18 protein-coding genes are annotated in these 18,904 nt (G+C 58.5%); 2 read left to right on the top strand and 16 right to left on the bottom strand.

The window, feature by feature from the left end; genetic code table 11:
* Positions 1-29: 29 nt before the first annotated feature.
* From C8D99_RS10905 to C8D99_RS10865, 9 genes are all read right to left on the bottom strand, one after another.
* Positions 30-968 carry a Bug family tripartite tricarboxylate transporter substrate binding protein gene (locus tag C8D99_RS10905; protein ID WP_208321160.1) on the bottom strand — a complete coding sequence of 313 codons (939 nt, stop codon included), beginning with the start codon at positions 966-968 and terminating at the stop codon, positions 30-32.
* A gap of 126 nt (positions 969-1,094) precedes the next feature.
* Positions 1,095-1,583: a LeuD/DmdB family oxidoreductase small subunit gene (locus tag C8D99_RS10900; RefSeq protein WP_133958190.1), complete on the bottom strand. Its 489-nt coding sequence runs from the start codon at positions 1,581-1,583 to the stop codon at positions 1,095-1,097.
* A 2-nt stretch (positions 1,584-1,585) separates the two neighbouring features.
* Positions 1,586-2,812: a 3-isopropylmalate dehydratase large subunit gene (locus C8D99_RS10895; RefSeq protein WP_133958188.1), complete on the bottom strand. Its 1,227-nt coding sequence runs from the start codon at positions 2,810-2,812 to the stop codon at positions 1,586-1,588.
* Positions 2,813-2,845: 33 nt separating this feature from the next.
* Positions 2,846-3,745, bottom strand: a complete 900-nt coding sequence (locus tag C8D99_RS10890) for an isocitrate lyase/PEP mutase family protein (protein WP_133958186.1) — start codon at positions 3,743-3,745, stop codon at positions 2,846-2,848.
* A 109-nt stretch (positions 3,746-3,854) separates the two neighbouring features.
* Positions 3,855-5,336, bottom strand: a complete 1,482-nt coding sequence (locus C8D99_RS10885) for a tripartite tricarboxylate transporter permease (protein WP_133958184.1) — start codon at positions 5,334-5,336, stop codon at positions 3,855-3,857.
* Positions 5,337-5,348: 12 nt separating this feature from the next.
* Positions 5,349-5,786 (bottom strand): tripartite tricarboxylate transporter TctB family protein, encoded by a 438-nt coding sequence (locus tag C8D99_RS10880; RefSeq protein ID WP_133958182.1) that lies wholly within the window; start codon positions 5,784-5,786, stop codon positions 5,349-5,351.
* A 97-nt stretch (positions 5,787-5,883) separates the two neighbouring features.
* Positions 5,884-6,579, bottom strand: a complete 696-nt coding sequence (locus C8D99_RS10875) for an RraA family protein (protein ID WP_133958180.1) — start codon at positions 6,577-6,579, stop codon at positions 5,884-5,886.
* A gap of 38 nt (positions 6,580-6,617) precedes the next feature.
* On the bottom strand, positions 6,618-7,508 hold the full coding sequence (locus C8D99_RS10870; RefSeq protein WP_133958179.1) for a DUF1932 domain-containing protein: 891 nt from the start codon (positions 7,506-7,508) through the stop codon (positions 6,618-6,620).
* A gap of 24 nt (positions 7,509-7,532) precedes the next feature.
* A complete protein-coding gene (locus C8D99_RS10865; RefSeq protein ID WP_133958177.1) occupies positions 7,533-8,423 on the bottom strand; it encodes an isocitrate lyase/PEP mutase family protein in 891 nt (296 codons plus the stop codon).
* A gap of 137 nt (positions 8,424-8,560) precedes the next feature.
* Between C8D99_RS10865 and C8D99_RS10860 the strand changes: the two genes are divergently transcribed.
* Positions 8,561-9,361 carry an IclR family transcriptional regulator gene (locus tag C8D99_RS10860; RefSeq protein ID WP_133958175.1) on the top strand — a complete coding sequence of 267 codons (801 nt, stop codon included), beginning with the start codon at positions 8,561-8,563 and terminating at the stop codon, positions 9,359-9,361.
* Positions 9,362-9,386: 25 nt separating this feature from the next.
* Here C8D99_RS10860 and C8D99_RS10855 read toward each other — a convergent pair whose 3' ends face one another.
* Complete coding sequence (locus C8D99_RS10855) at positions 9,387-11,015, bottom strand: L-aspartate oxidase (RefSeq protein ID WP_133958173.1); 1,629 nt, start codon at positions 11,013-11,015, stop codon at positions 9,387-9,389.
* Positions 11,016-11,036: 21 nt separating this feature from the next.
* Entirely contained in the window at positions 11,037-11,333 is a 297-nt protein-coding gene (locus tag C8D99_RS10850; protein ID WP_166670144.1) for a putative quinol monooxygenase, read from the bottom strand.
* 225 nt (positions 11,334-11,558) lie between these two features.
* On the opposite strand from C8D99_RS10850, the gene C8D99_RS10845 reads away from it, so the two are divergent.
* On the top strand, positions 11,559-12,134 hold the full coding sequence (locus C8D99_RS10845; protein ID WP_133958169.1) for a DUF4412 domain-containing protein: 576 nt from the start codon (positions 11,559-11,561) through the stop codon (positions 12,132-12,134).
* A 34-nt stretch (positions 12,135-12,168) separates the two neighbouring features.
* Here the strand turns inward: C8D99_RS10845 and C8D99_RS10840 are convergent, their stop codons facing one another.
* From C8D99_RS10840 to C8D99_RS10820, 5 genes are all read right to left on the bottom strand, one after another.
* Positions 12,169-13,473, bottom strand: a complete 1,305-nt coding sequence (locus tag C8D99_RS10840; RefSeq protein ID WP_133958167.1) for a radical SAM/SPASM family putative metalloenzyme maturase — start codon at positions 13,471-13,473, stop codon at positions 12,169-12,171.
* Positions 13,473-16,529 (bottom strand): efflux RND transporter permease subunit, encoded by a 3,057-nt coding sequence (locus tag C8D99_RS10835; protein ID WP_133958165.1) that lies wholly within the window; start codon positions 16,527-16,529, stop codon positions 13,473-13,475. The genes C8D99_RS10840 and C8D99_RS10835 overlap by 1 nt, the downstream gene beginning before the upstream one ends.
* 3 nt (positions 16,530-16,532) lie before the next feature.
* Positions 16,533-17,657 carry an efflux RND transporter periplasmic adaptor subunit gene (locus C8D99_RS10830; protein ID WP_133958163.1) on the bottom strand — a complete coding sequence of 375 codons (1,125 nt, stop codon included), beginning with the start codon at positions 17,655-17,657 and terminating at the stop codon, positions 16,533-16,535.
* Positions 17,658-17,737: 80 nt separating this feature from the next.
* Positions 17,738-18,304 (bottom strand): permease, encoded by a 567-nt coding sequence (locus C8D99_RS10825; RefSeq protein WP_133958242.1) that lies wholly within the window; start codon positions 18,302-18,304, stop codon positions 17,738-17,740.
* Positions 18,301-18,816: a permease gene (locus tag C8D99_RS10820; protein ID WP_208321158.1), complete on the bottom strand. Its 516-nt coding sequence runs from the start codon at positions 18,814-18,816 to the stop codon at positions 18,301-18,303. Before C8D99_RS10820 ends, C8D99_RS10825 begins: the two co-directional genes overlap by 4 nt.
* Positions 18,817-18,904 lie beyond the last annotated feature (88 nt).

The raw sequence follows: 18,904 nt of genomic DNA, 5'->3' as shown, positions 1-18,904 counted from the left end.
CTTCCCGGAACAAGTGTTTCCGCTTCACATTATTTCTTTCCGATGCTCTCTTTCATCATTGGAAGAGCGTCCAGCACCATTTTCGTCGTCTCTTCATGAAGCTTGAAATAATCGTCTCCGGCTGCGAAGAGCATTGGCCTGTCCGTTTCAGCCGCCCATTTCTGAATTTCTTCCGAATTTACCGCCTTGCTGATCCCTTCAATGAGAAGAGCCCGGATATCTTCAGGAAGACTGGGGGGAGCGCAGATGCCCCGCATGTTGTAGACAGCAACTTCCGGCAGTCCCATTTCGGAAAGGGTCGGATAATCGTAGGGTGCGATGCGCTTGTCGTTCAGAGTGGCGAGCACCCTGATTTTGTCGTCTGCAAGCAGGGCCTTCAGCTCGCTGTAGCCGGCAATCCAGAACGTCACATGTCCTCCGAGGAAGGCAGCCTTTGACGGAGCAGTTCCGTCGAAAGGCACTATCCTGTGCTTCAGGCCCGCAAGAACAAGCTGAACGCTGCCCAGGTGTCCGCTGCTTCCAAGGCCGGACACTGCACAGGATATGTCCTTTTTTTTCGATGTTTCGAGAAGATCCTGGAATGTCTGGTAGGGGGAACTTTTCAGAACGAGAAGATACCGGGGATCGTTGACGACGTTGACGAGATAGGTGAATTCATTCCCCTTGTACCTTCCGTCGTACAGGAACTCTCCCAGCTGCAGTGCAGGCTGGTTGTTGTAAAAAAGAGTGTGTCCGTCGGCTGTTTCCCTGTACATCTTGTCGTACGCGATGCGCCCGCCGGCGCCTGTCATGTTTTCTACGACCACGGGGACTCCGAAATGCTTCTCCATGAGAGGGGCAAGCATACGCACCTCCACGTCTCCAGCTCCCCCGGCGGCGAAAGGATTCACTATGCGAATCGGCTTTCCGTCGGGAAAGGCTGCGAAGGATGGAGCGGCAATGACAAACAGGACCAGAAATGCACACATACAAACTTTTGATAGCCTGAACATCTCGACATACCTCCTCCTTACTAAACACTCAAAATTACGGTTCCCCAGCCCCGGAGGTTCCCCGGCTTCCGGGCTGAAAACCGGCCGGGAAGCACCTGTTCCCTAAAATCCGCCGTGTTTTTTTATATACGGCACCACCCCGCCTTCTTTCAGAATTTCCACCATTATTTCGGGGAGAGGGGTCACCGCCAGCTCCAGATTTTTGCTCCTGTTTTTCAGGACATCCGAGCCGACATCATATTCAAGGATATCTCCTTCGCCGATGGAGTCGGTATCGCATTCGACCACGGCAAGTCCGATGTTGACCGCATTCCTGTAAAAAATGCGGGAAAAGGTTTTCGCCGCGATGAACAGGACTCCGGCTTCTTTCAAGGCAACGGGAGCCTGCTCTCTCGAAGATCCGCAGCCGAAATACGTTCCGGCCACAAGAACGCCGCCCCCGCTGATCTTCTCACCGAAGGAAGGATCGAGATCTTCCATCGCATGGTCCGCGAGGTCCCGGACATTCAGCGTTTTGGTGTGCTTGCCGGCGATAATGAGATCCGTGCTGATGTTGTCGCCGTATTTTACGGCATGCCCTTGGAGTTTCACCGTCATCCCTCCAGTTCCCTGGGGTCCGTGATTCGCCCCGTGATTACCGATGCCGCTATGGTAAGGGGTGAGGCAAGATAGATAAGCGCCTTGTTGTTTCCCATCCTCCCCTTGAAATTGCGGTTGGAGGTGGAAAGGACCACCTCCCCGTCCGCAGGGACGCCTCCGTGGGTTCCCACGCACACGCCGCAGCCGGGAGTAAAAACAGCTCCTCCCGCCTCGATGAGCGTCGTGAGCACCCCCTCTTCCATGGCCTGGAGCATGACCTGCCTGGAGGCAGGAGCGATGATAAGCCTCACGCCTTCTGCAATCTTCTTTCCTTTCAGTATTCGCGCGGCCTCGCGGAGGTCTTCCATTCTCCCGTTCGTGCAGCTGCCCAGGAAGGCCTGGTGAATGGCCACGTCCCGGACTTCGCTCACGGGACAGACGTCGTCGACCGCGTGAGGTCTCGCAACCACGGGTACTAGGGCGTCAAGATCGATTTCCGCATCCATCAGGTACCGGGCATCGGCGTCGGCGGAAATTCCCAGTTCGGGACCGCAGGGGAAACCGCACTTGGCTCCCATTTCCACCACCATGTTGGCAATGGTCAGGCGTTCCGAAAGAGAAGCCCTGTCGATCCACTCTCCGTAGAACTCCATGCTCCTGTAATTCGCACCGTCCGCCCCGATAACTCCGGCGGTCTTCAGAATCACGTCTTTCGCCGAACATCCCTTCCGGAGGGTTCCCTTCAGATTCACCCGTATGGTTTCCGGAACCTTGAACCACGATTTGCCGGTGTACATCGCCGCGGCCATATCGGTGGAACCGACCCCGGTCGCAAAAACCCCCAGCGCACCGTAGGTACAGGTGTGGGAATCCGTTCCGAGAGCCAGGTCTCCGGGCCTGAGGTACCCCTTTTCCACGACGATCTGGTGGCATACGCCTTCTCCGCCTTCGATGAACGTTATTCCCTGCTCCCTGGCGAACTCCCTCATCATGGACTGAAGGTTGGCTATTCTTTCATAGGGAGCGGGGGTGGCGTGGTCAAGAATGAGCACCATTTTCGAGGGATCAAAAACCTTTGTTCCTCCCATGTTTTCGAAAGCCCGTATGGCCATCGGCGCCGTTGCGTCATGGCTCATGAGAAAATCAACGCTGCAGAAAAGGATGTCTCCCGCCTTTACGGGCTTTCCCGGTTCCGTCGAGTGCTTCTGGAGTATTTTTTCCGCAATGGTCTGTCCGTACATATCAGAAAACCTGACCTTTCTCAGACATCGCCGTTACATGTTGTTCTCGATGAACGAGGGAAGATACTTCTTTTCCAGCTGCCGGAAGTCATCGTACCCCACAAGGTCCCTGAATTCCCCGAAGGAACAGACAAGGTCGTTCCGTCCTACGGCTACATTATCATCCCGTATCGCCTCGAGATAGGCCATAAGCCCCTTCACCGCCGCAAAAAGCGGGCCGACGGGAATGCTCACCCTGGCCACGCCGAGCTCCCTGAGCTTTTCAATGGACATGACAGGGGTTTTCCCTCCCGCGACAGCATCGAATATATTGATGCTCACAGGGGCCTTGATCCGGGCGACAGCTTCCCGTATCTGCTCTTCAGATCTTGGGGCCTCGAGAAAAATGAGGTCCGCTCCTGCTTCGGCATAGGCGTTCGCCCTGTCTACGGCGCTTTCGAACCCTTCGACAGCGATTGCGTCAGTTCGGGCATTGATGATGAAATCGGGATCGAGCCTGTCTCTCACGTCCCTGCAGGCCTTGACCTTCAGCGCCATTTCCTCTTTCGAAACAAGCTGCTTCCCTTCCATGTGCCCGCATCTTTTGGGGAATGCCTGGTCTTCTATGTTCATTCCCGCCGCCCCTGCACCGATAAACTGCTCGGTAACGTACATGGCCGATATGGCATTGCCGAAACCGGTATCCGCATCGACAATAACCGGAATATGCACGGCATCGATCACGTTCTTCGAAAAATGCAGCACATCGGCAAAAGAAAGGAACGCCATGTCCGGCAGGCCGAGATAGCTGGCGGAAAGTCCGAAACCGCTGACCTGAAGCGCCTTGAATCCATAGTTCTCGATCATTTTCGCCGAAAGGGCGTCATGGGCCCCCGGGCACACGAGAGCGGAACGTTCATTCAGCATTGCCCTGAGCTTTGTTGATCTTTTCATTGCCGATCCTCCTTAAGGAATAGGGTTTGAAACCCTGTTCGGGCTGCCCCCGGAAAATCCTGCCGGAAGCCGTGAGAAGCCTTTGCCTGCCTGCACTTTCTTCCGAACCTTATTTCACGTTCTTTCCGGTTTTCCGGAAAAATCCCAGCATGGGATACACCACGGAGAGAATGGTGACGGCCAGAATAACCTTGGAAATGGGGCTTGCCCAGAATATGGAGAAGGATCCGCCCGAAAGCATGAGAGACTGATGGTACCCCCGTTCCATCATCGTTCCCAGGATGATGGGGAGCAGAAGGCAGATGAGAGGATACTTGAGTTTTCTCATGACGAAGGCTAAAAGGCCGAAAGCTACTGTCACAACCGCATCTCCGATATTGTTCCTCATGGCGTAAGATCCGATGAAACAAAGGCTCACGATGATAGGAATAAGAAATCCGACGTTCACCACCGTCACCTTGACGAGGAACTTCACGGCAAAGATGGTGACGAGCAGCATGAAGATATTGGACAGGCCCAGTCCGAAAAAGAACGTGTAGGTCACTTTTCCGTAGGTGGTGAAAAGGGAAGAGCCCGGTATCAGGCCATGGATCATAAGGGCTCCCATAAGAAGGGCGGCGGAGGAACTTCCGGGAATGCCGAGGGTCAGCGTCGGAATGAGAGAAGTGCAGGTAACCGCGTTGTTCGATGATTCCGGGGCGATGACTCCTTCCGGAGCTCCCTGGCCGAAAAGTTTTGAATGCTTGGAACGGGCTTTTGCCGCGACGTAGGCTATGAGGTTGGCCGCGCTCACGCCGATCCCGGGGAGGGCTCCGATGACCGAACCTATCACGGTAGAGCGGATCAGTGTCCCGGGAAAGCGGAATGTCTGCCTGAATCCCTCTTTCAGTCCTCCCTTTGCTTCGAGCGAGTTGGAAATGGTGCCCCCGCTTTCCACAAAGGCAAAAACCTCGGAAATGGCAAACAGTCCGATGATTGCAGGCACCAACTGGATTCCGTCCTCAAGGTATGGCAGACCGAACGTGAACCGCAGCGCTCCGGAGATGGGATCATACCCTATTCCCGAGAGAACGAGGCCCAGTCCGAGGGAAATGAGGCCTTTTACCACGGATTCTTTCAGTACCGTGACGGAGATGATGATAAAGGTGAAAAGGGTCAGGAGAAAGAGTTCCGCGGGGCCGAATTTGAGCGAAATCTCCGCCAGGGGAGGGGACAGAAAGAAAAGAAGCAGCAGTCCCGCCATTCCTCCGACAAAAGAAGCCATGGCTGCAATTCCTATGGCCTCCATGCCTCTGCCCTGCTGTGCCATGGGGTATCCGTCGAAAGAGGTCGCCGCCGATGCGGGAGTCCCCGGTGTATTCAGCAGGATGGCGGAAATCGATCCCCCATAAGTCGCCCCGCAGTAGACGGAGCCCAGAAGAATCAGCGCCCCTTCGGCGGACATCCAGAAGGTAAACGGCAGGAGCAATGCCATGGTCATGGAAGAGCCGATGCCCGGTATGGCTCCCATGACGATTCCCAGGGCCGTCCCGAAAAAGGCGTAACCGATGTTGAGAGGGGCAAGGGCTGCCAGAAGGCCTTCGTAAATCATTTCCTCACCTCTCTAGAAACCGACCAGGCTGTCCGGAAGGGGCATCCGGAATCCAACGACGAAGACGAGATATATCAAAGCGACATATGCAACAGTAATGACCGCAATTCTGAAAATTTGCCTTTGCCCCATCCAGTACATGCATACCGGCACGAAGACCAGGCTGGACAGCATAAAACCGATGAGGAAAACCCCAGCGGTATAGACTGCGAGCATAATAATGAAAGGCACGGATCGCTGATGGATCCTCAGCACCGCCCCCCGGAGGGAATCCCTGCTCCAGATCTGCCAAAGGCGGAAAGCAATTGTCAGCAGTGCGAAGACAGCGCAAATATTCGGCACGCTTCTCGCCATGGCGCTGTATTCCCGTGAAAGAACAAGAAACAGTACTGAAACTGCCCCGATCACCAACAGGAAAAGGCTTTCCGCGTATTTCAACCTGAGTTCCATTCCGGCTCCTCCCTTGTCCTTTCAGTCTTTCCGGTACGGAAACCAGCCGGTCGCAAGCGATGCATTCCCGGCCGGCCCCTGACAGAAGTCAGCGGAATCAGCCGCAAACTCCGTCCCGAAATTCACACTTCTTCGCTTCAAGCTGCTTCATGACCCAGCTTCTGTCGGCCGTTCCGTCGATGGCGGCCTGCAGTTTCCTCCGGTCATTCTGCTGGAAGGCCTTCACCGCTTCGAGCACTTCCTCCGCGTCCTGCCGCGGGATGACGATGACGCCGTCAGGATCTCCGACGATGATGTCACCGGGGTTGACGTGCACACCGCCGCAGGAGACGGGAACGTTCACCTCGCCCGGGCCCTCCTTGTAGGGGCCGCCCGGTGTCGAACCGGTGGCGTAGAGAGGAACGGAACCGCCGGAGATCTGGAGGGCATCCCGAATGGGGGCGTCGAGGACGATTCCGGCAAGGTTCTTTCTCTCGGCGTAGCGGTACATTATTTCCCCGAGGAGGGATCTGTTTCTTCCCCCTTCATTGGCAATCACCAGGACATCCCCTTCGGCCGCCATGTCGAGCCCCTGGTGGATCATCAGGTTGTCCCCGTAGCAGGTTTTCACCGTCAGGGCAACACCGACCATGTTGACGTCACCGGGCTTCGTCATAAGCCGGATCTCGGGGATCATGGCGTTGTGTCGTCCCATGCAGTCGGCTATGTTTGCCGCCGGTATGGTCCGGAAGCTTTCGACAAGGTCTTTCGGGGGAAGGTTTCTTTTAAGAAAAACGCGGAATCCTACGGGCATTGTTTTCTCTCCTTGTATGCGGCAGTATGTGTCTTGCTTCAGCAATGGCCTTTTGTCCGCCAGATCTCGTAGACCTCGGGAAGAGTCTTCGGAGGCACCCCTCCGAGCTCCTCTCTCGTTCCGAGGGCGGCGGACTTTTTGAGGCGCCGGATGACGGCTTCGGCCATAATGGGCTCTATGCCGAGGTCCTTCATGAGTTCCACCGACTCTCCCACTTCGAAGGCCCTGCGCTCGGCATGGACAAGGTCGGCGGCGATCATTCTCCGTGCTGTATTCTGGAAAGGCACGTTCAGGGTTTCCGCCAGGGATTCCAGCACGATCTCCTCCGCGCCGCTCTTTTTCGCGAACAGGAATGTCTCCACGAGAAGGGCTTCAAGGCCTTTCATGAAGACGCTGCGGACAAGCTTGATGGATGAGGCCGCCCCGGCGGGGCCTTCGGCGAGCTCTATCTTCATCCCGAAGGGAGTCATCATCTCAGCCCATCCGGAGGCTCCGCTCCCCGAGGCGAGAATGGGAACCGTGTGGCCGTAGGTGGGAAGGGGGCCGAGCATGGCGCCGTCGGCAAACAGGATACCCTTTCCGGCAAAAAGCTGTTCCATCTCTCTCTTTTCCGATGGTTTTGCCGTGGATACGTCGACAAAAAGCCGTGCGGCCGTCGAGCATCCGGCGGCCTCCCTGGCCGCGGCAAGGGAGTACTTCGCCGGAAGCGCCGAGACGACCACATCAGCCTGGCCCAGCATATCCTGAAGGGAGGGAACAAGCTCCACGCCTGCTTCCTCCGCTCTCGAACCGATGGTCCGGGCGAACGGTCCGCCGTCGGCAAAGGCCCTGTCGAAAGCCACAATCCTGCCGAAGCCTGCCGTTTTCAGCCCCTTCGACATGAAAAAACCCACTTCGCCAAAACCCAGAAAACCCAGAGTAACGGTCATTTCTGCTTCTCCCCGCCCCGGGCTCTATTCGACGAAGGTGGGAAGGAACTCTTTTTCCTGGTCCCTGAATTCAGGTACCCCGACGAGGTCCTTGAATTCATTGAAGGAGAAAACGAGATCCTTTCTCTCGGGAGCGAGGCGCCCTCCCTTGATGGCCTCAAGATAATTGAGCACTCCCCGGGCCGCCGCGAAGGTCGTGCCCACCGGAATGCTGATGCGGGCGACTCCCATGGCCGCAAGTTCCTCCACGGACAGAAGAGGGGTCTTTCCTCCCTCGATATTGTCGAAGAGGTTGATGCTCACCAGCCCCTTTATGCCCTTGACCGCCTTTTCTATCTCTTCCACCGTGCGGGGAGCCTCGACGAAGATCATGTCAGCCCCGGCTTCAATATAGGCGTTTCCCCTGCGGATGGCCTCGTCAACTCCGGAAACGGCAATGGCGTCTGTCCTGGCGTTGATGATGAAATCAGGGTCCAGCTCGTCCCGGATCTTTGCGCAGGCCTTGACCTTGAGGACCATTTCCTCAAGGGGGACGACGGATTTTCCTTCGATATGGCCGCACCGTTTCGGGAAAACCTGGTCCTCGATGTTCATCCCCGCAGCGCCTGCCCTGATGAATTTTTCGGTGACCCGCATGGCGTTGATGGCATTGCCGTACCCCGTGTCAGCGTCAGCCATGACGGGGATATTGACGGCATCCACGATATTCCGCGTAAATTCGAGGACCTCGGTGAAGGAGATGAACGCCATGTCGGGAAGTCCGAGAAGGGAAGCTGCAAGGCCGAAGCCGCTTACCTGGACAGCCTTGAAGCCCGTCTTTTCGATGAGTTTTGCCGATATGGCGTCATGAGCGCCGGGCACCGGAACTGCTTTTCGTTCCTGAAGCATCTGGCGAAGCACTGCGGATTTTTTCATGATCTGCCTCCGTTGGATGGGGATAAGAAATACTTCCATAATCTGGAAGCACATTTCATATTGTGGTAAAATCATATTACACTGTGAACCCGTTTTGTCAATGCAAAATATTTTCCAGCCGGGAGCTGAAGAGGATCATGAAGGGGAACATAAAAGAAGACGGGGCTTCCGCACTGAAAAAAGGACTTTCGGTCCTTTCCTGTTTTTCCTGGCAGAAAAGCAGGAGGACCCTGACGGAAATAGCCCGGGAGCTGAATCTTCCCCTGCCTACGGCCGCACGACTGACCAAAGCTCTCGAAGAGGAAGGCTTTCTGGAACGGGACAAAAAGAGCAAGCTGTTCAGTCTCGGCTTTCAGTGCTACCTTCTGGGATCCATAGCGAAAAAGACGGGCGGACTGAGAACCATGGCTCTCCCGTACATGGAAGACCTCAGGAAAAAATTCAATGAAACGGTGAACCTCTATGTCCGTGAAGGAGACAGCCGCGTATGCTTTGAACAGGTGGAGAGTTCCCTGAACCTGAAGCGGTCGGCAAAGCTCGGGGACCGTTTCCCCCTGTGGGCCGGGGCCTCCGGCCGCTGCTTTATCGCGTTCATGCCCGAGGAGGAAGTGTTCAGAATCCTTGACGAGGTGGAATCCCTGACGCCGAATACAATTCTTGACAAAAAAGTGGTCATGGAGAAAAACCGTGAGCTGCGACAACTCGGCTACAGCCTCAGCGTGTCGGAACGGGAGCAGGGAGTCTCTTCAGTGGCGGTCCCGATTTTTGACGCATCTCCGCAGCCCGCGGCATGCATGACCCTTTCCGGTCCGACGGCCCGTTTCACCGAAGAGATGGTCCGGGAGCTCATTCCCGCCCTGAAGAAAACATGCATGGAACTCTCCCTGAGGCTGGGGGCTGAACGCCGGTCCGTTTCCCTCCTGGAAACCGGGGGCTAGAAAGAACGCCTGCGCTCCGGACAGTTCATGACCAGTTCGGCCGGAAGCGGACGGCCATGGCACCGGTTTCCGTTTTCTGTACCAGGAATGATCCGGCGTATTCCCGGGAACTGTCCCGGTACTCCTCCCGGCAGAAGGCCCCCCTGGTTTCCTTCCTCAGAAGGCTGCACTCCACCAGCATCCGCGCCGTCAAAAGCATGGACCGCAGGGAGAAAAGCCGGGGCTGGTCTCCTGAATTACCCGCTCCTCCAGACTCGAGTTCCCGGGAGATCTCCTCAATTTCCCCGGCCGCCGTTTTCAGGGAGGCCTCGCTGCGGACGATGGAGGCAAAGCTCCACATGCCCTCCCGGAGTCTCTCGGTCAGGCCGGAAAGAGAAGCCTTCGCCCCCCCGGACGGTATCTCTCCGGAGATGCCGGATGAAGGGAGAGGCGGCTGCCTTTTGAAATACTCCGAAGCTGACCTGCCGGCAATGCTCCCGAACACGGCAGCTTCAGCCAGGGCAATGCCCGCGAGGCGGTTCGCCCCATGAAGCCCTCCGGCAGCCTCACCGCAGGCAAAAAGTCCTTCCACGGACGTGGCGCACGTCCTGTCGATCACGACGCCTCCCAGGTAAAAATGGGCCGAGGGTGCGATCTGGAGCAGATCCTTCGCCAGGTTCAGGCCATACCTGGAAAGAATGGCCGAAAGCTCGCCGTACCTGAGTTTCAGCACCTCTCCGGGAATTCCGGAGCAGTCCGCGAAGACATACCGGGGATTACCCCGTCCCTCGTCGATCTCATGTTTCACAGCCCTGGCCATAAGATCCCTGGTGGCACGGCTGCCTTTTGGGCTGTAGCGGGAGAGGAACTCTTCGCCGTCAACATTCCTGAGCACCGCCCCCTCACCGAATAGGGGGTTGGAAAAGGGTATCCTGGCGGGTTCATACATCATGGAGGGGTAAAACTGCACCATTTCCATGTCACGGAGCACGGCCCCCGCCTCGTAGGCCAGGCCGAAGGAATCGCATGACACATCCGCCGTGTTGTTGTTCATGGAAAAAAGCCCTGCTCCCCCGCCTGCGGCCAGAATGACTGTTCCGGTCCGGAAGTGAAGCGCTTCTCCCGTGCGGCTGTCCCATGCCAGAAGTCCGCAGACGGAATTTTCACGGGTGAGGATCCTGAGAGCCGCGGTATCGTTCCGTATGACAACCCCGAGCTCCTCCGCCCGTTCCACAAGAGGGAGCGTCAGGGCGAGGCCGCGGTTCATATAGGGGTACTCCCGGAATTCCGAGGGAAACATGCGGGGAACACTGTGTCCGGGGGGCTGCTTCACCATGGGAATCCCGCCCGCCTCCTTGAACGCCACGCCGTATTCCTTCAGCATATCGACTGCAGAAGCCGATTCTTTCGCAAAGGTTCGGCAGAGCCGGGGATCGTTCATTCCGCACCCGGACGCGAGGATATCCCGCTCCAGAAGGGCGGGGGAATCGCCTGACTTCGCGCCGGTGTTCAGCACTGAAAGGGCAGCCCCGGAGACGAGGGTATTGCCGCTTTTTCCCGCCCTGCTTTTGCAGACCAGGAGGACTCCGAGTCCCCTCTTTGCAGCCTCTATGGCGGCGACAAGTCCGGCCAGCCCTCCGCCGACGACAACCGCGTCATAATTCCCGTTTTTCATTAAGAGTAAATCAACTCCTGTCTAGAGTTCCACTTCCTTCGACTCGAACACCCGAACCCGCACCGTGCCTTCCAGCATATCCTTCCGGGCCTCCCTCGCCTCCCGGATATGGTCCGTCTTCAGGTGCGCCCGCAGGTCATCCAGACTCTCCCATTCCTCGAAATACATCATGGTGACGTCGTCATCACTGCTCTTGAAGAGGGTGTAGCTGATGTTTCCCTTTTCCTGTCTCGTGAGCTCCACGGCCTTTCGGGAAATCTCAGCGATGGCGTCCCTCATTCCTGGTTTCGCAGTAAAGGATGCGGATACGATAATCATGTTTCTTCCTCCTCCAAAAGGCGTATTTGCGCGGACAACCATGAAGCCTGACCGGATGCTGCCCTGCTGATTCATTATACCCTCTCCCCGAAGGAGAAAGAAAACTGAAAATACTCATACTCATTGCAGTTCCCCGGAGAGAATGCCTTATACGTGCAAAAAGAGGTTACAATAGCGGCAAACAGGGAAAACGAACCATATCATAATGAACAGGAGTTGAAGATCATGCATTTTGGATCGAAAAGAACATTGTGGTGGGCTCTTCTTCTGGTTTTTCTTCTTCCCGGCGCCTCATTGGCCGCTGAATTCACCGCTGACATGGTCATTTCCTCCAAAGCGGCAGGAGGAGACATGAGCGGAAAGGTGTTCGTGAAAGGAAACTCCCTGAGGCAGGATCTGGAGACTCCTATCGGGGTGCAGTCCACCATCATTCCTTCCGGGGGACCCGTGATGTATGTCCTTCTTCCCGGGATGAAGATGTACATGGAAATGCAGAACACCCAGGTCACCCTCGACGGTTCGGAAAACCTGGAGGCAAAGATGGCGGAGCAGGGAAAAGTGACGAAGAAGGGAACCGAAACCGTCGAAGGCTTTTCCTGCGACGTGTACCACATCGTCTACAACGACAAAAAGCTCGGGGAAGGAACCGTGTGGGTTTCCAGGGAACTGAACTACCCGCTGAAAATTTACACCAAAAATCCCCAGGATACAGCCACCATCCTGTACAGGAACATCCGGAAAGGGAAACTTGACGACGGGCTCTTCTCCCTTCCGCCGGGGTACACGAAGTTCTCCATGTAGAAAAGGAAAGGGGCCTGCTCCGGCAGGCCCCTTTCTATCTCATGCACTGCAGCACCCCGAGGCTCCAGGGACAGGAGCCGCAGGTGAGCCGGTTCCCCAGGCAGTCCTGCTCGAATTCATGGCGCTCGATGTAGTCGCAGGGGGCAAGGCTGCAGTTCCCGCAGTGGGGGAAGGGGTAGGTGCCGATCTCCCGGCGGTAGGCGGCAAACTCCGGGCTGTTCCATATGTCGAGCAGCGGACGGTCATGGACTGATCCGAAGGAAAGGGCGTCCACGGGACGGATCCGTCCGTCGGCATGGCAGGTGAAGGAATGCCAGAGGAAATAGCAGGGGTGGACCGTGCCGGAAACGGACAGGAACGCGCTGCCTTCCTCGATGAAATCGCACCGCCGGTCCATCCTGGGGCTGAGGGAGGGAAGGCGCAGATCCACCCCCCGGGCCTGCGCCAGAGCACGGCTTTCCCCGAAGAGCCGTTCCATTTTCCTGTACTGATCCTCATCGTGGGCCACCAGGTTCGGAATGTGCTGGGGCAGCCCCATGTCCGAGATTTCCTGCACCACCTTCTCCAGAAAGGTAATGATCTCCTCCCGGCGCTCCACCGGGGCCAGCCGCCATTTCGCGGTGTAGTACAGAGACAGGTCGATTCCCTGCTCCGCCGCTTCCAGCTTCCGTTTCCGGTAATGGGCGAGGGACCTGTCCACGTTGGGGTCGTAGGCCACCGACGGAACAGCTTCCTCCCGATAGGGAAGAATATGGGTGACGAGCAGGAAGGAACCTCCCCGCGCGGCCACCCATTCGATGACCTTGGGGAGCTCTCCGGTGGTCTCTTTCGCGAGCACCAGTTCAGCCCCCCAGCGGAAGCATGTTCTTCGGGCCCGTTCCTTTGCCCTCCCGAGAGCGGCGGCGGCCCGGTTCACGTCTTCCGTCTCCCCTCCTTCCCTCATGGAACGGAAGAGGGCCGGATCGGCGGCATCCACGGAGATGCTGATGGTGTCCGTTCCGGCGGCAAGAAGAGAGAAAGCCCTTTCGTCCGTCAGAAGGGACCCGTTCGTCTGGAATCCGATGACGGCCTCCCGAGGAAGATGGCGCCTGGCCGTTTTGATGAACTCCTCGAGTTCAGGGTGAAGCAGGGGTTCCCCTATGCCGTTGAGAATAAGGGTATCCAGTGTCGGGAAGGCCGGGACCAGTTTTTCAAAGGTTTCACGGGCCAGAAATTCGTCCGGAATTCCCGGCCCCGACTGCTTGACGCACATGGCGCACCGGAGGTTGCACGCCGTGGTGACCTCCGCGAAGAGCTTGGTCGGATGGGCCCGTTCGAAGGGAGGAAGACTGCGGTCCATTACACCTGCTCCACCGCCTCGAAGCCGAATCGCTGCTTCAATTTCCAGACCAGCTTGTACACGGGAGGGATGGCGAGAAGGGCCAGAACGCCCCCGGCCACCAGGCCGCCTATGGAGACGATGGCCATGGGAGACCTGTAGGATCCGCCGGCCCCGACGCCCATGGCAAGAGGGATCATGGCGATGATGGACGTGGCGTCGGCCATGATGATCGGCCTGAGCCGGACCTTGCATGCCTCGATGATGGCTTCTTCGGGAGGCATTCCCTCTTTTCTCACGATCTCGGCATAGTCGATGATGACGATGGCGTTGTTCACCACCAGGCCGACGAGCATGATGACCCCCATGAGCCCGTAGACGGAAAGGGGCGTCTGGGTGAGGATCAGCGCCGGGACCACCCCGATGACCGACAGGGGGACCGTCAGCATGATCACCAGGGCGAAGACGAAGGACTCGAGGATGGCGGCGATCATGAGGAAGGTGAGCAGCACCGCCAGTCCGAGGGCGAAGTTGAGGGCGCCGAAATTGTCCTGGATGGACTGTATTTCTCCCGAATAGGTGAACCGGTATCCCGGAGGAAGGGGAATCTCCTGCAGCCGCCGGTCTATTTCGCCGTAGACCTCGCCCACGGTGATCCCTGAGACGTTGCCGTCCACGGTGATGGACCGCTGCCGGTCTTTCCGCAGGATCTGGGTGGGTCCCATGGTGTCCTTGAGCGCGGCGAGGTCGCGCAGGGACACGAAACCGGCGGAGGTGGGGAAGGGAAGGTCCGGAAGCTGGAAGGGGCTCGAGACCTCCTCGGATTTGAGCTTCACGAGGATATCGTATTCTTTGCCGCCTTCCCTGAAGACCCCTGCCTTCAGTCCCGTGACGTACCCCCTCAGGAGGTCCGAAAGATTCTCCGTGCTGAAATTGAGCCGGCCCATTCTCAGCCTGTCGGGAGTCATCTGGATCTCCGGGCGGCCCGTCCGCCAGTCGAGGTCCACGTCCACGATGCCCTGGATATTCCGGAGAACTCCCACGACCTTCATGGCCAGGTCGTTAAGGACATCTACCCCGTCTCCCCGGACCACCACCTGGATCGGCTTTCCCCGGACGCCTCCCCTGCCCCCGCCTGCGGTGACGCTGGCCTTCATGTCGGGAAGGGATGCAAGGAGCGGACGGAGCGGTGCGGCAAAGGCGAAGCTCGACGGCCTCCCGGGGGTATCCTCCAGGTAGACCCTCATGGTGGCCCTGTTGAGCCCGGCCCGGGAACCGCCGCCGCCTATGACTACGTCCACGCCCTTTACATGGGGCTGCTCCAGCACATGCCCTTCGATCTGGCGCACAAGCCGGTCCGTCATGGTAAGGGACGCCGAAGCGGAGGTCTCCATGGACACGGTGATCTGCCCCTCGTCGGAAGAAGGAAAGAACTGGAAGCCTATCCGGTCCGCAAGCATCACCGCGCCGGCGGTCAGCCCGCCGAAGAGGAGAAGGGCAAGATAGGGATGCCCCACGGCGCCCCGGACAAGGACGTGGTGGAGATCATCGAAACCCTGGTAGAGCCATTGCCACCACCCGGTAAGGAAGCGGCTCAGCTTCGAGGGCCCCGTGGAGCTGCCGATGCGGGCCGCCAGCATGGGGGTGAAGGTGAGGGCCACCCAGAGAGAGAAGAGGGTGGAAAAGACCACCGTCATGGCGAAGGGGTTGAACATCTGCCCCATCCGCCCTCCGGACAGGGCCACGGGTATGAACACCCCGAGATTGGTGGCCGTGGTGGACAGGACCGCGATGGCGATCTCCTTCGTCCCCCGTTCCGCAGCCTCAAGGGGGTGGTAGCCCATTTCCTTGTAGCGGATGATGTTCTCGATGACCAGGATGGAGTTGTTCACCAACACGCCCGTGGAGATGGCCAGGCCAAGGGTGGTCATCATGTTCAGCGTGTACTTCGCCAGCACCATGGGCATGAAGGTGGCGATGATGGCCGTGGGCATGACGATGGCCACGAGCAGGGTCACCGACAGCCTCTGGAGGAAAAGGAACAGGATGAGGGCCGTGAGGGCCGTGCCCGTGATCATGTCCCGGAAGACGTTCCAGATGGAATCGGCGATGAATTCTCCGTCGTCGAAGGGAATGGTCATGGTGAACCCGGGAGGAAGGGTGGGAAGGATGCGGTCGAGCATCTCCCTCGCCGCCCGGCTTGCCCGGACCACGTTCCCGTCGGGAATGGCCGTCAGCGAAAGAATGAAGGAATCCCGGCCTCCGTACCGGGCCAGACGGCGGCGTTCCGCCGTTGTATCGCTCACTGTGGCGATGTCGGCAAGCCTCACCGAAACGCCCCCCGGCAGGGGGATCTGTACTTCTTCCAGCTCGCGGACCGAGACGGATTCCCCCACGACCCGCAGGATGGATTCCTGGTCGCCGAGGGAAATGCGCCCCGAGGGGGAACTGTAGTTTCCGCTCTTCAGGATGTTGGTGACCTGGCGGATGCTCAGGCCCAGACTCCCCAGGGCCACGGGGTCGAGTTCCACGTGAATCTCCCGGGTCAGGCCGCCGTCCAGGGAGACGTCGGCCACGTCCACCACCTGGGAGAGCTGCCTCTGCACCCTGTCTTCCAGAATGTCCCTGGCCCGCTGGGGAGGCAGCGTAGATGTGAAGACCACCGACATGAAGGACCGGGCGTTGATGTCGAACTTCCTGACCACGGGGTCGTCGGCGTCCTCGGGGAGATTCACCGTCCGGACCCGGTTGGCCACGTCGAGGGCGGCATCGGCAAGGTTGATGTCGGGGTCGAATTCGATGAAAACGAAGGAAATGCCTTCCAGGGAGGTGCTTTCAAGGCGCCTGACCCCCTGGACCTGGCTGATGGCGTCTTCCAGGGGTTTCGACACCAGGGTTTCCATGTCCTCGGGACCCGCCCCGGTGTAGGAGGTCCTTACGGACACGAAGGGAACCTCGATCTTCGGGAGGAGGGATATACCCATGCCTCTCATGCCTGAAAGGCCGAGAAGCACGAAAAGAATGACGATGACCAGCGTCAGCACCGGACGCCGTATGGAGATGCTGATAAGGTTCATGGACTACTTTCCTCCGGAACTTCCGGTACTGTCGTTATTCTCCGCATCCGGGCCCTGTCCCGGTTTCCTCAGTGTTCCGTTGGAAATGACCAGGCGGGCACCTTCATAGAGGCTGCCTGCCCCGGTCTTCACCACCCGTTCGCCCGGAGCGAGGCCCTCGAGAACTTCCACGTAGCCGCCGCTGCCATCTCCCGCAGCGACATCCCTCCTGGAAGCTTCATCTCCCGACACCACGAAGACATAGGGCTTTCCGTCCTCGCGGAGGATTGACTCATAGGGAACGGCAATGGCATTCTCCCTGTAGGCCATGCGGACATCCATCCGGACGTAGTCGCCCGGAATGAGTTTGCAGTCTGACGGCAGCCGCACGATGGCGCGGAAAAATCCCGTGGCGGTGTCGGCTTCGGGGTCCATGCGAAAGATTTTGCCCGTGGTCTCGCCCCCCCAGGGCGCCTTGACGAGGACGTCCATTCCGGGGATGATCAGGCCGCGGATGGTGGGTGAAATGAGCATCTCCACTTCCCTCCGGTCGAAGTCCGCCACGGCGAGCAGCTCCCGCCCCGGTTCGGCGAACTCTCCCTTTTCGGCGGAACGCCGCACCACCACGCCGTTGAGGGCGGAGCGGATCTGCGTTCTCGATACGGTGGTCCGGGCGTCCCGGAGCTTTGCGGATTCGTCCTTGAGCTGGACGTTGGCCCGGTCGAGCTCCTGCTTCGAAGTACCCCCGGCCTGGTAGAGTTTCTGCAGGCTTTCGTAGCGGGCCTTCGCGTCCTCGTAGGCAGCCTGCCTCGCGCTGAGCACCGCGGCCTGGCTCTGGCTGGCGAGAGAAATGAGGAGGTCCCCCTTCTTCACCGTATCGCCCACTTCCACGGCCACATCCTCGATCACTTCCCTGGTGTGGGAGTTCACCCTCTGCACCTGGGCGGAACGTACCGTGCCGTAAAAACTGCGCCAGATCTCCCAGACCCTGGGCTGAACCTCATACACGGTCACTGTGATTCCGGGCGACGGGGGAGGTGTCCTCTGCTGGGCGCCGGAAGGCACGGCGATCCTGTAGCCGAGAAATCCCATCCCGGCGGCGAGGGCCAGGATCCAGAACCACACGTTCGCTTTTCTCAGAATGCCCATATGCAACCTCTTTCCTGAACCGGAGTCAAATATGCCACCGGGTATTGTACCCCACAACCCGATCCCGGAGGTACCGGAAATTACTGAAACGAAGGTCCGCTTTTGAAAGGGGGGTCCTCTTCGCCGAACCTGGAGAGCAGGCGGGTCTTTTCATCCTGTCCCAGGAAGCGGTCCGTGAGGTACCCCATGGCGAGAATGCCGGCGAGGGACGCGCCGTAGCGGGAGAGACCGAAGACATAGCCCATGTTCTGGATCTCGAACAGGATCATGGGAACCCTCATGGTGGACCAGGAACCAAGGAAGATGAAGACATTCCGGAGCGAAGCCCCTTTTCTGAGCATGACCTCGGCCACTGGGAAGGCGATATAGAGAGGCCCGGCAGAACCGGCCCCCAGCAGGACGGCAAGGACGATGCCCCGTGCGCCGGAGCCCTCTCCCAGGCGGGGAGCGACCCGCTCACGGGGAATCCAGGCGTCGAACAGCCCGAGCAAAATGAAGACGGGAGGAAGGATACCCAGGATGGTCGCCACGTTGATCCCGAGGAGCCCCAGGGCCCGCTCTCCCGCTTCGGGGAACAAAATCCCGAGGGGAAGGGCGACGGCCAGGGAGACAAGGGCAGCGCGCCATCTCTTCAGTGTTTTTTTCATATCCATGCCGTCACCGCCAGCCAGACAACATACCCCACCACGAACGAGTAGAAATAAGCCATGCCGTTGCGGAGCAGGGTCGCCTTCCAGCCGAAGAAGGAGGCCTCCAGGGGAGCGGTGGCCACGCCCACCATCATGAGGGTGGAGACGAACACCGCCATCTGGGCCGCCCCGGCTCCATGCTCCAGAAGCACCTTCGCCATGGGGAAGGCCACAAAGGCCGGAATCAGCGTTATGGAACCTATAAGAGACGCCAGCACCTGACCGAAAAACCCGCTCTCCTCGCCGATGAGGGCTGCAATAACCCGTTCGGGAAGAAGGGCGATCGAAATGGAAACGAGAAACAGCATGGCGGCCAGGGCCGGGAGAACGTTCATGAAGCTGTTCCACGCCTTTTTCAGAGCCTTCTTCGTCTTCTCTCTGCTCGCAGCCGCCGACACGGCGAGGGACACTCCCGCCGCCAGATACAGGAACCATGTCATGGAGCCGAACCACGTCCTTTCAAAATACAATTCGCTCGATAGAGATCCATAATGTACCATATATTTTCCTGAGCGGAATCCTCAGCTTCCCGTTTTCTTCCCGGTGCAGCGATCGGGC

The organism is Aminivibrio pyruvatiphilus (assembly GCF_004366815.1).
Taxonomy (GTDB): Bacteria; Synergistota; Synergistia; order Synergistales; family Aminobacteriaceae; genus Aminivibrio; species Aminivibrio pyruvatiphilus.
This window is presented reverse-complemented; position numbering and strand designations above follow the sequence as displayed.

Bases quoted from the DNA above. Each gene is read 5' to 3' on its own strand.
- C8D99_RS10850 (WP_166670144.1), bottom strand. From the start codon at position 11,333: ATGATTATCGTATCCGCATCCTTTACTGCGAAACCAGGAATGAGGGAC.
- C8D99_RS10855 (WP_133958173.1), bottom strand. From the start codon at position 11,015: ATGAAAAACGGGAATTATGACGCGGTTGTCGTCGGCGGAGGGCTGGCC.
- C8D99_RS10895 (WP_133958188.1), bottom strand. From the start codon at position 2,812: ATGTACGGACAGACCATTGCGGAAAAAATACTCCAGAAGCACTCGACG.
- C8D99_RS10890 (WP_133958186.1), bottom strand. From the start codon at position 3,745: ATGAAAAGATCAACAAAGCTCAGGGCAATGCTGAATGAACGTTCCGCT.
- C8D99_RS10840 (WP_133958167.1), bottom strand. From the start codon at position 13,473: ATGGACCGCAGTCTTCCTCCCTTCGAACGGGCCCATCCGACCAAGCTC.
- C8D99_RS10825 (WP_133958242.1), bottom strand. From the start codon at position 18,304: ATGAAAAAAACACTGAAGAGATGGCGCGCTGCCCTTGTCTCCCTGGCC.
- C8D99_RS10865 (WP_133958177.1), bottom strand. From the start codon at position 8,423: ATGAAAAAATCCGCAGTGCTTCGCCAGATGCTTCAGGAACGAAAAGCA.
- C8D99_RS10885 (WP_133958184.1), bottom strand. From the start codon at position 5,336: ATGATTTACGAAGGCCTTCTGGCAGCCCTTGCCCCTCTCAACATCGGT.
- C8D99_RS10905 (WP_208321160.1), bottom strand. From the start codon at position 968: ATGTGTGCATTTCTGGTCCTGTTTGTCATTGCCGCTCCATCCTTCGCA.
- C8D99_RS10875 (WP_133958180.1), bottom strand. From the start codon at position 6,579: ATGCCCGTAGGATTCCGCGTTTTTCTTAAAAGAAACCTTCCCCCGAAA.
- C8D99_RS10870 (WP_133958179.1), bottom strand. From the start codon at position 7,508: ATGACCGTTACTCTGGGTTTTCTGGGTTTTGGCGAAGTGGGTTTTTTC.
- C8D99_RS10830 (WP_133958163.1), bottom strand. From the start codon at position 17,657: ATGGGCATTCTGAGAAAAGCGAACGTGTGGTTCTGGATCCTGGCCCTC.
- C8D99_RS10880 (WP_133958182.1), bottom strand. From the start codon at position 5,786: ATGGAACTCAGGTTGAAATACGCGGAAAGCCTTTTCCTGTTGGTGATC.
- C8D99_RS10835 (WP_133958165.1), bottom strand. From the start codon at position 16,529: ATGAACCTTATCAGCATCTCCATACGGCGTCCGGTGCTGACGCTGGTC.
- C8D99_RS10860 (WP_133958175.1), top strand. From the start codon at position 8,561: ATGAAGGGGAACATAAAAGAAGACGGGGCTTCCGCACTGAAAAAAGGA.
- C8D99_RS10845 (WP_133958169.1), top strand. From the start codon at position 11,559: ATGCATTTTGGATCGAAAAGAACATTGTGGTGGGCTCTTCTTCTGGTT.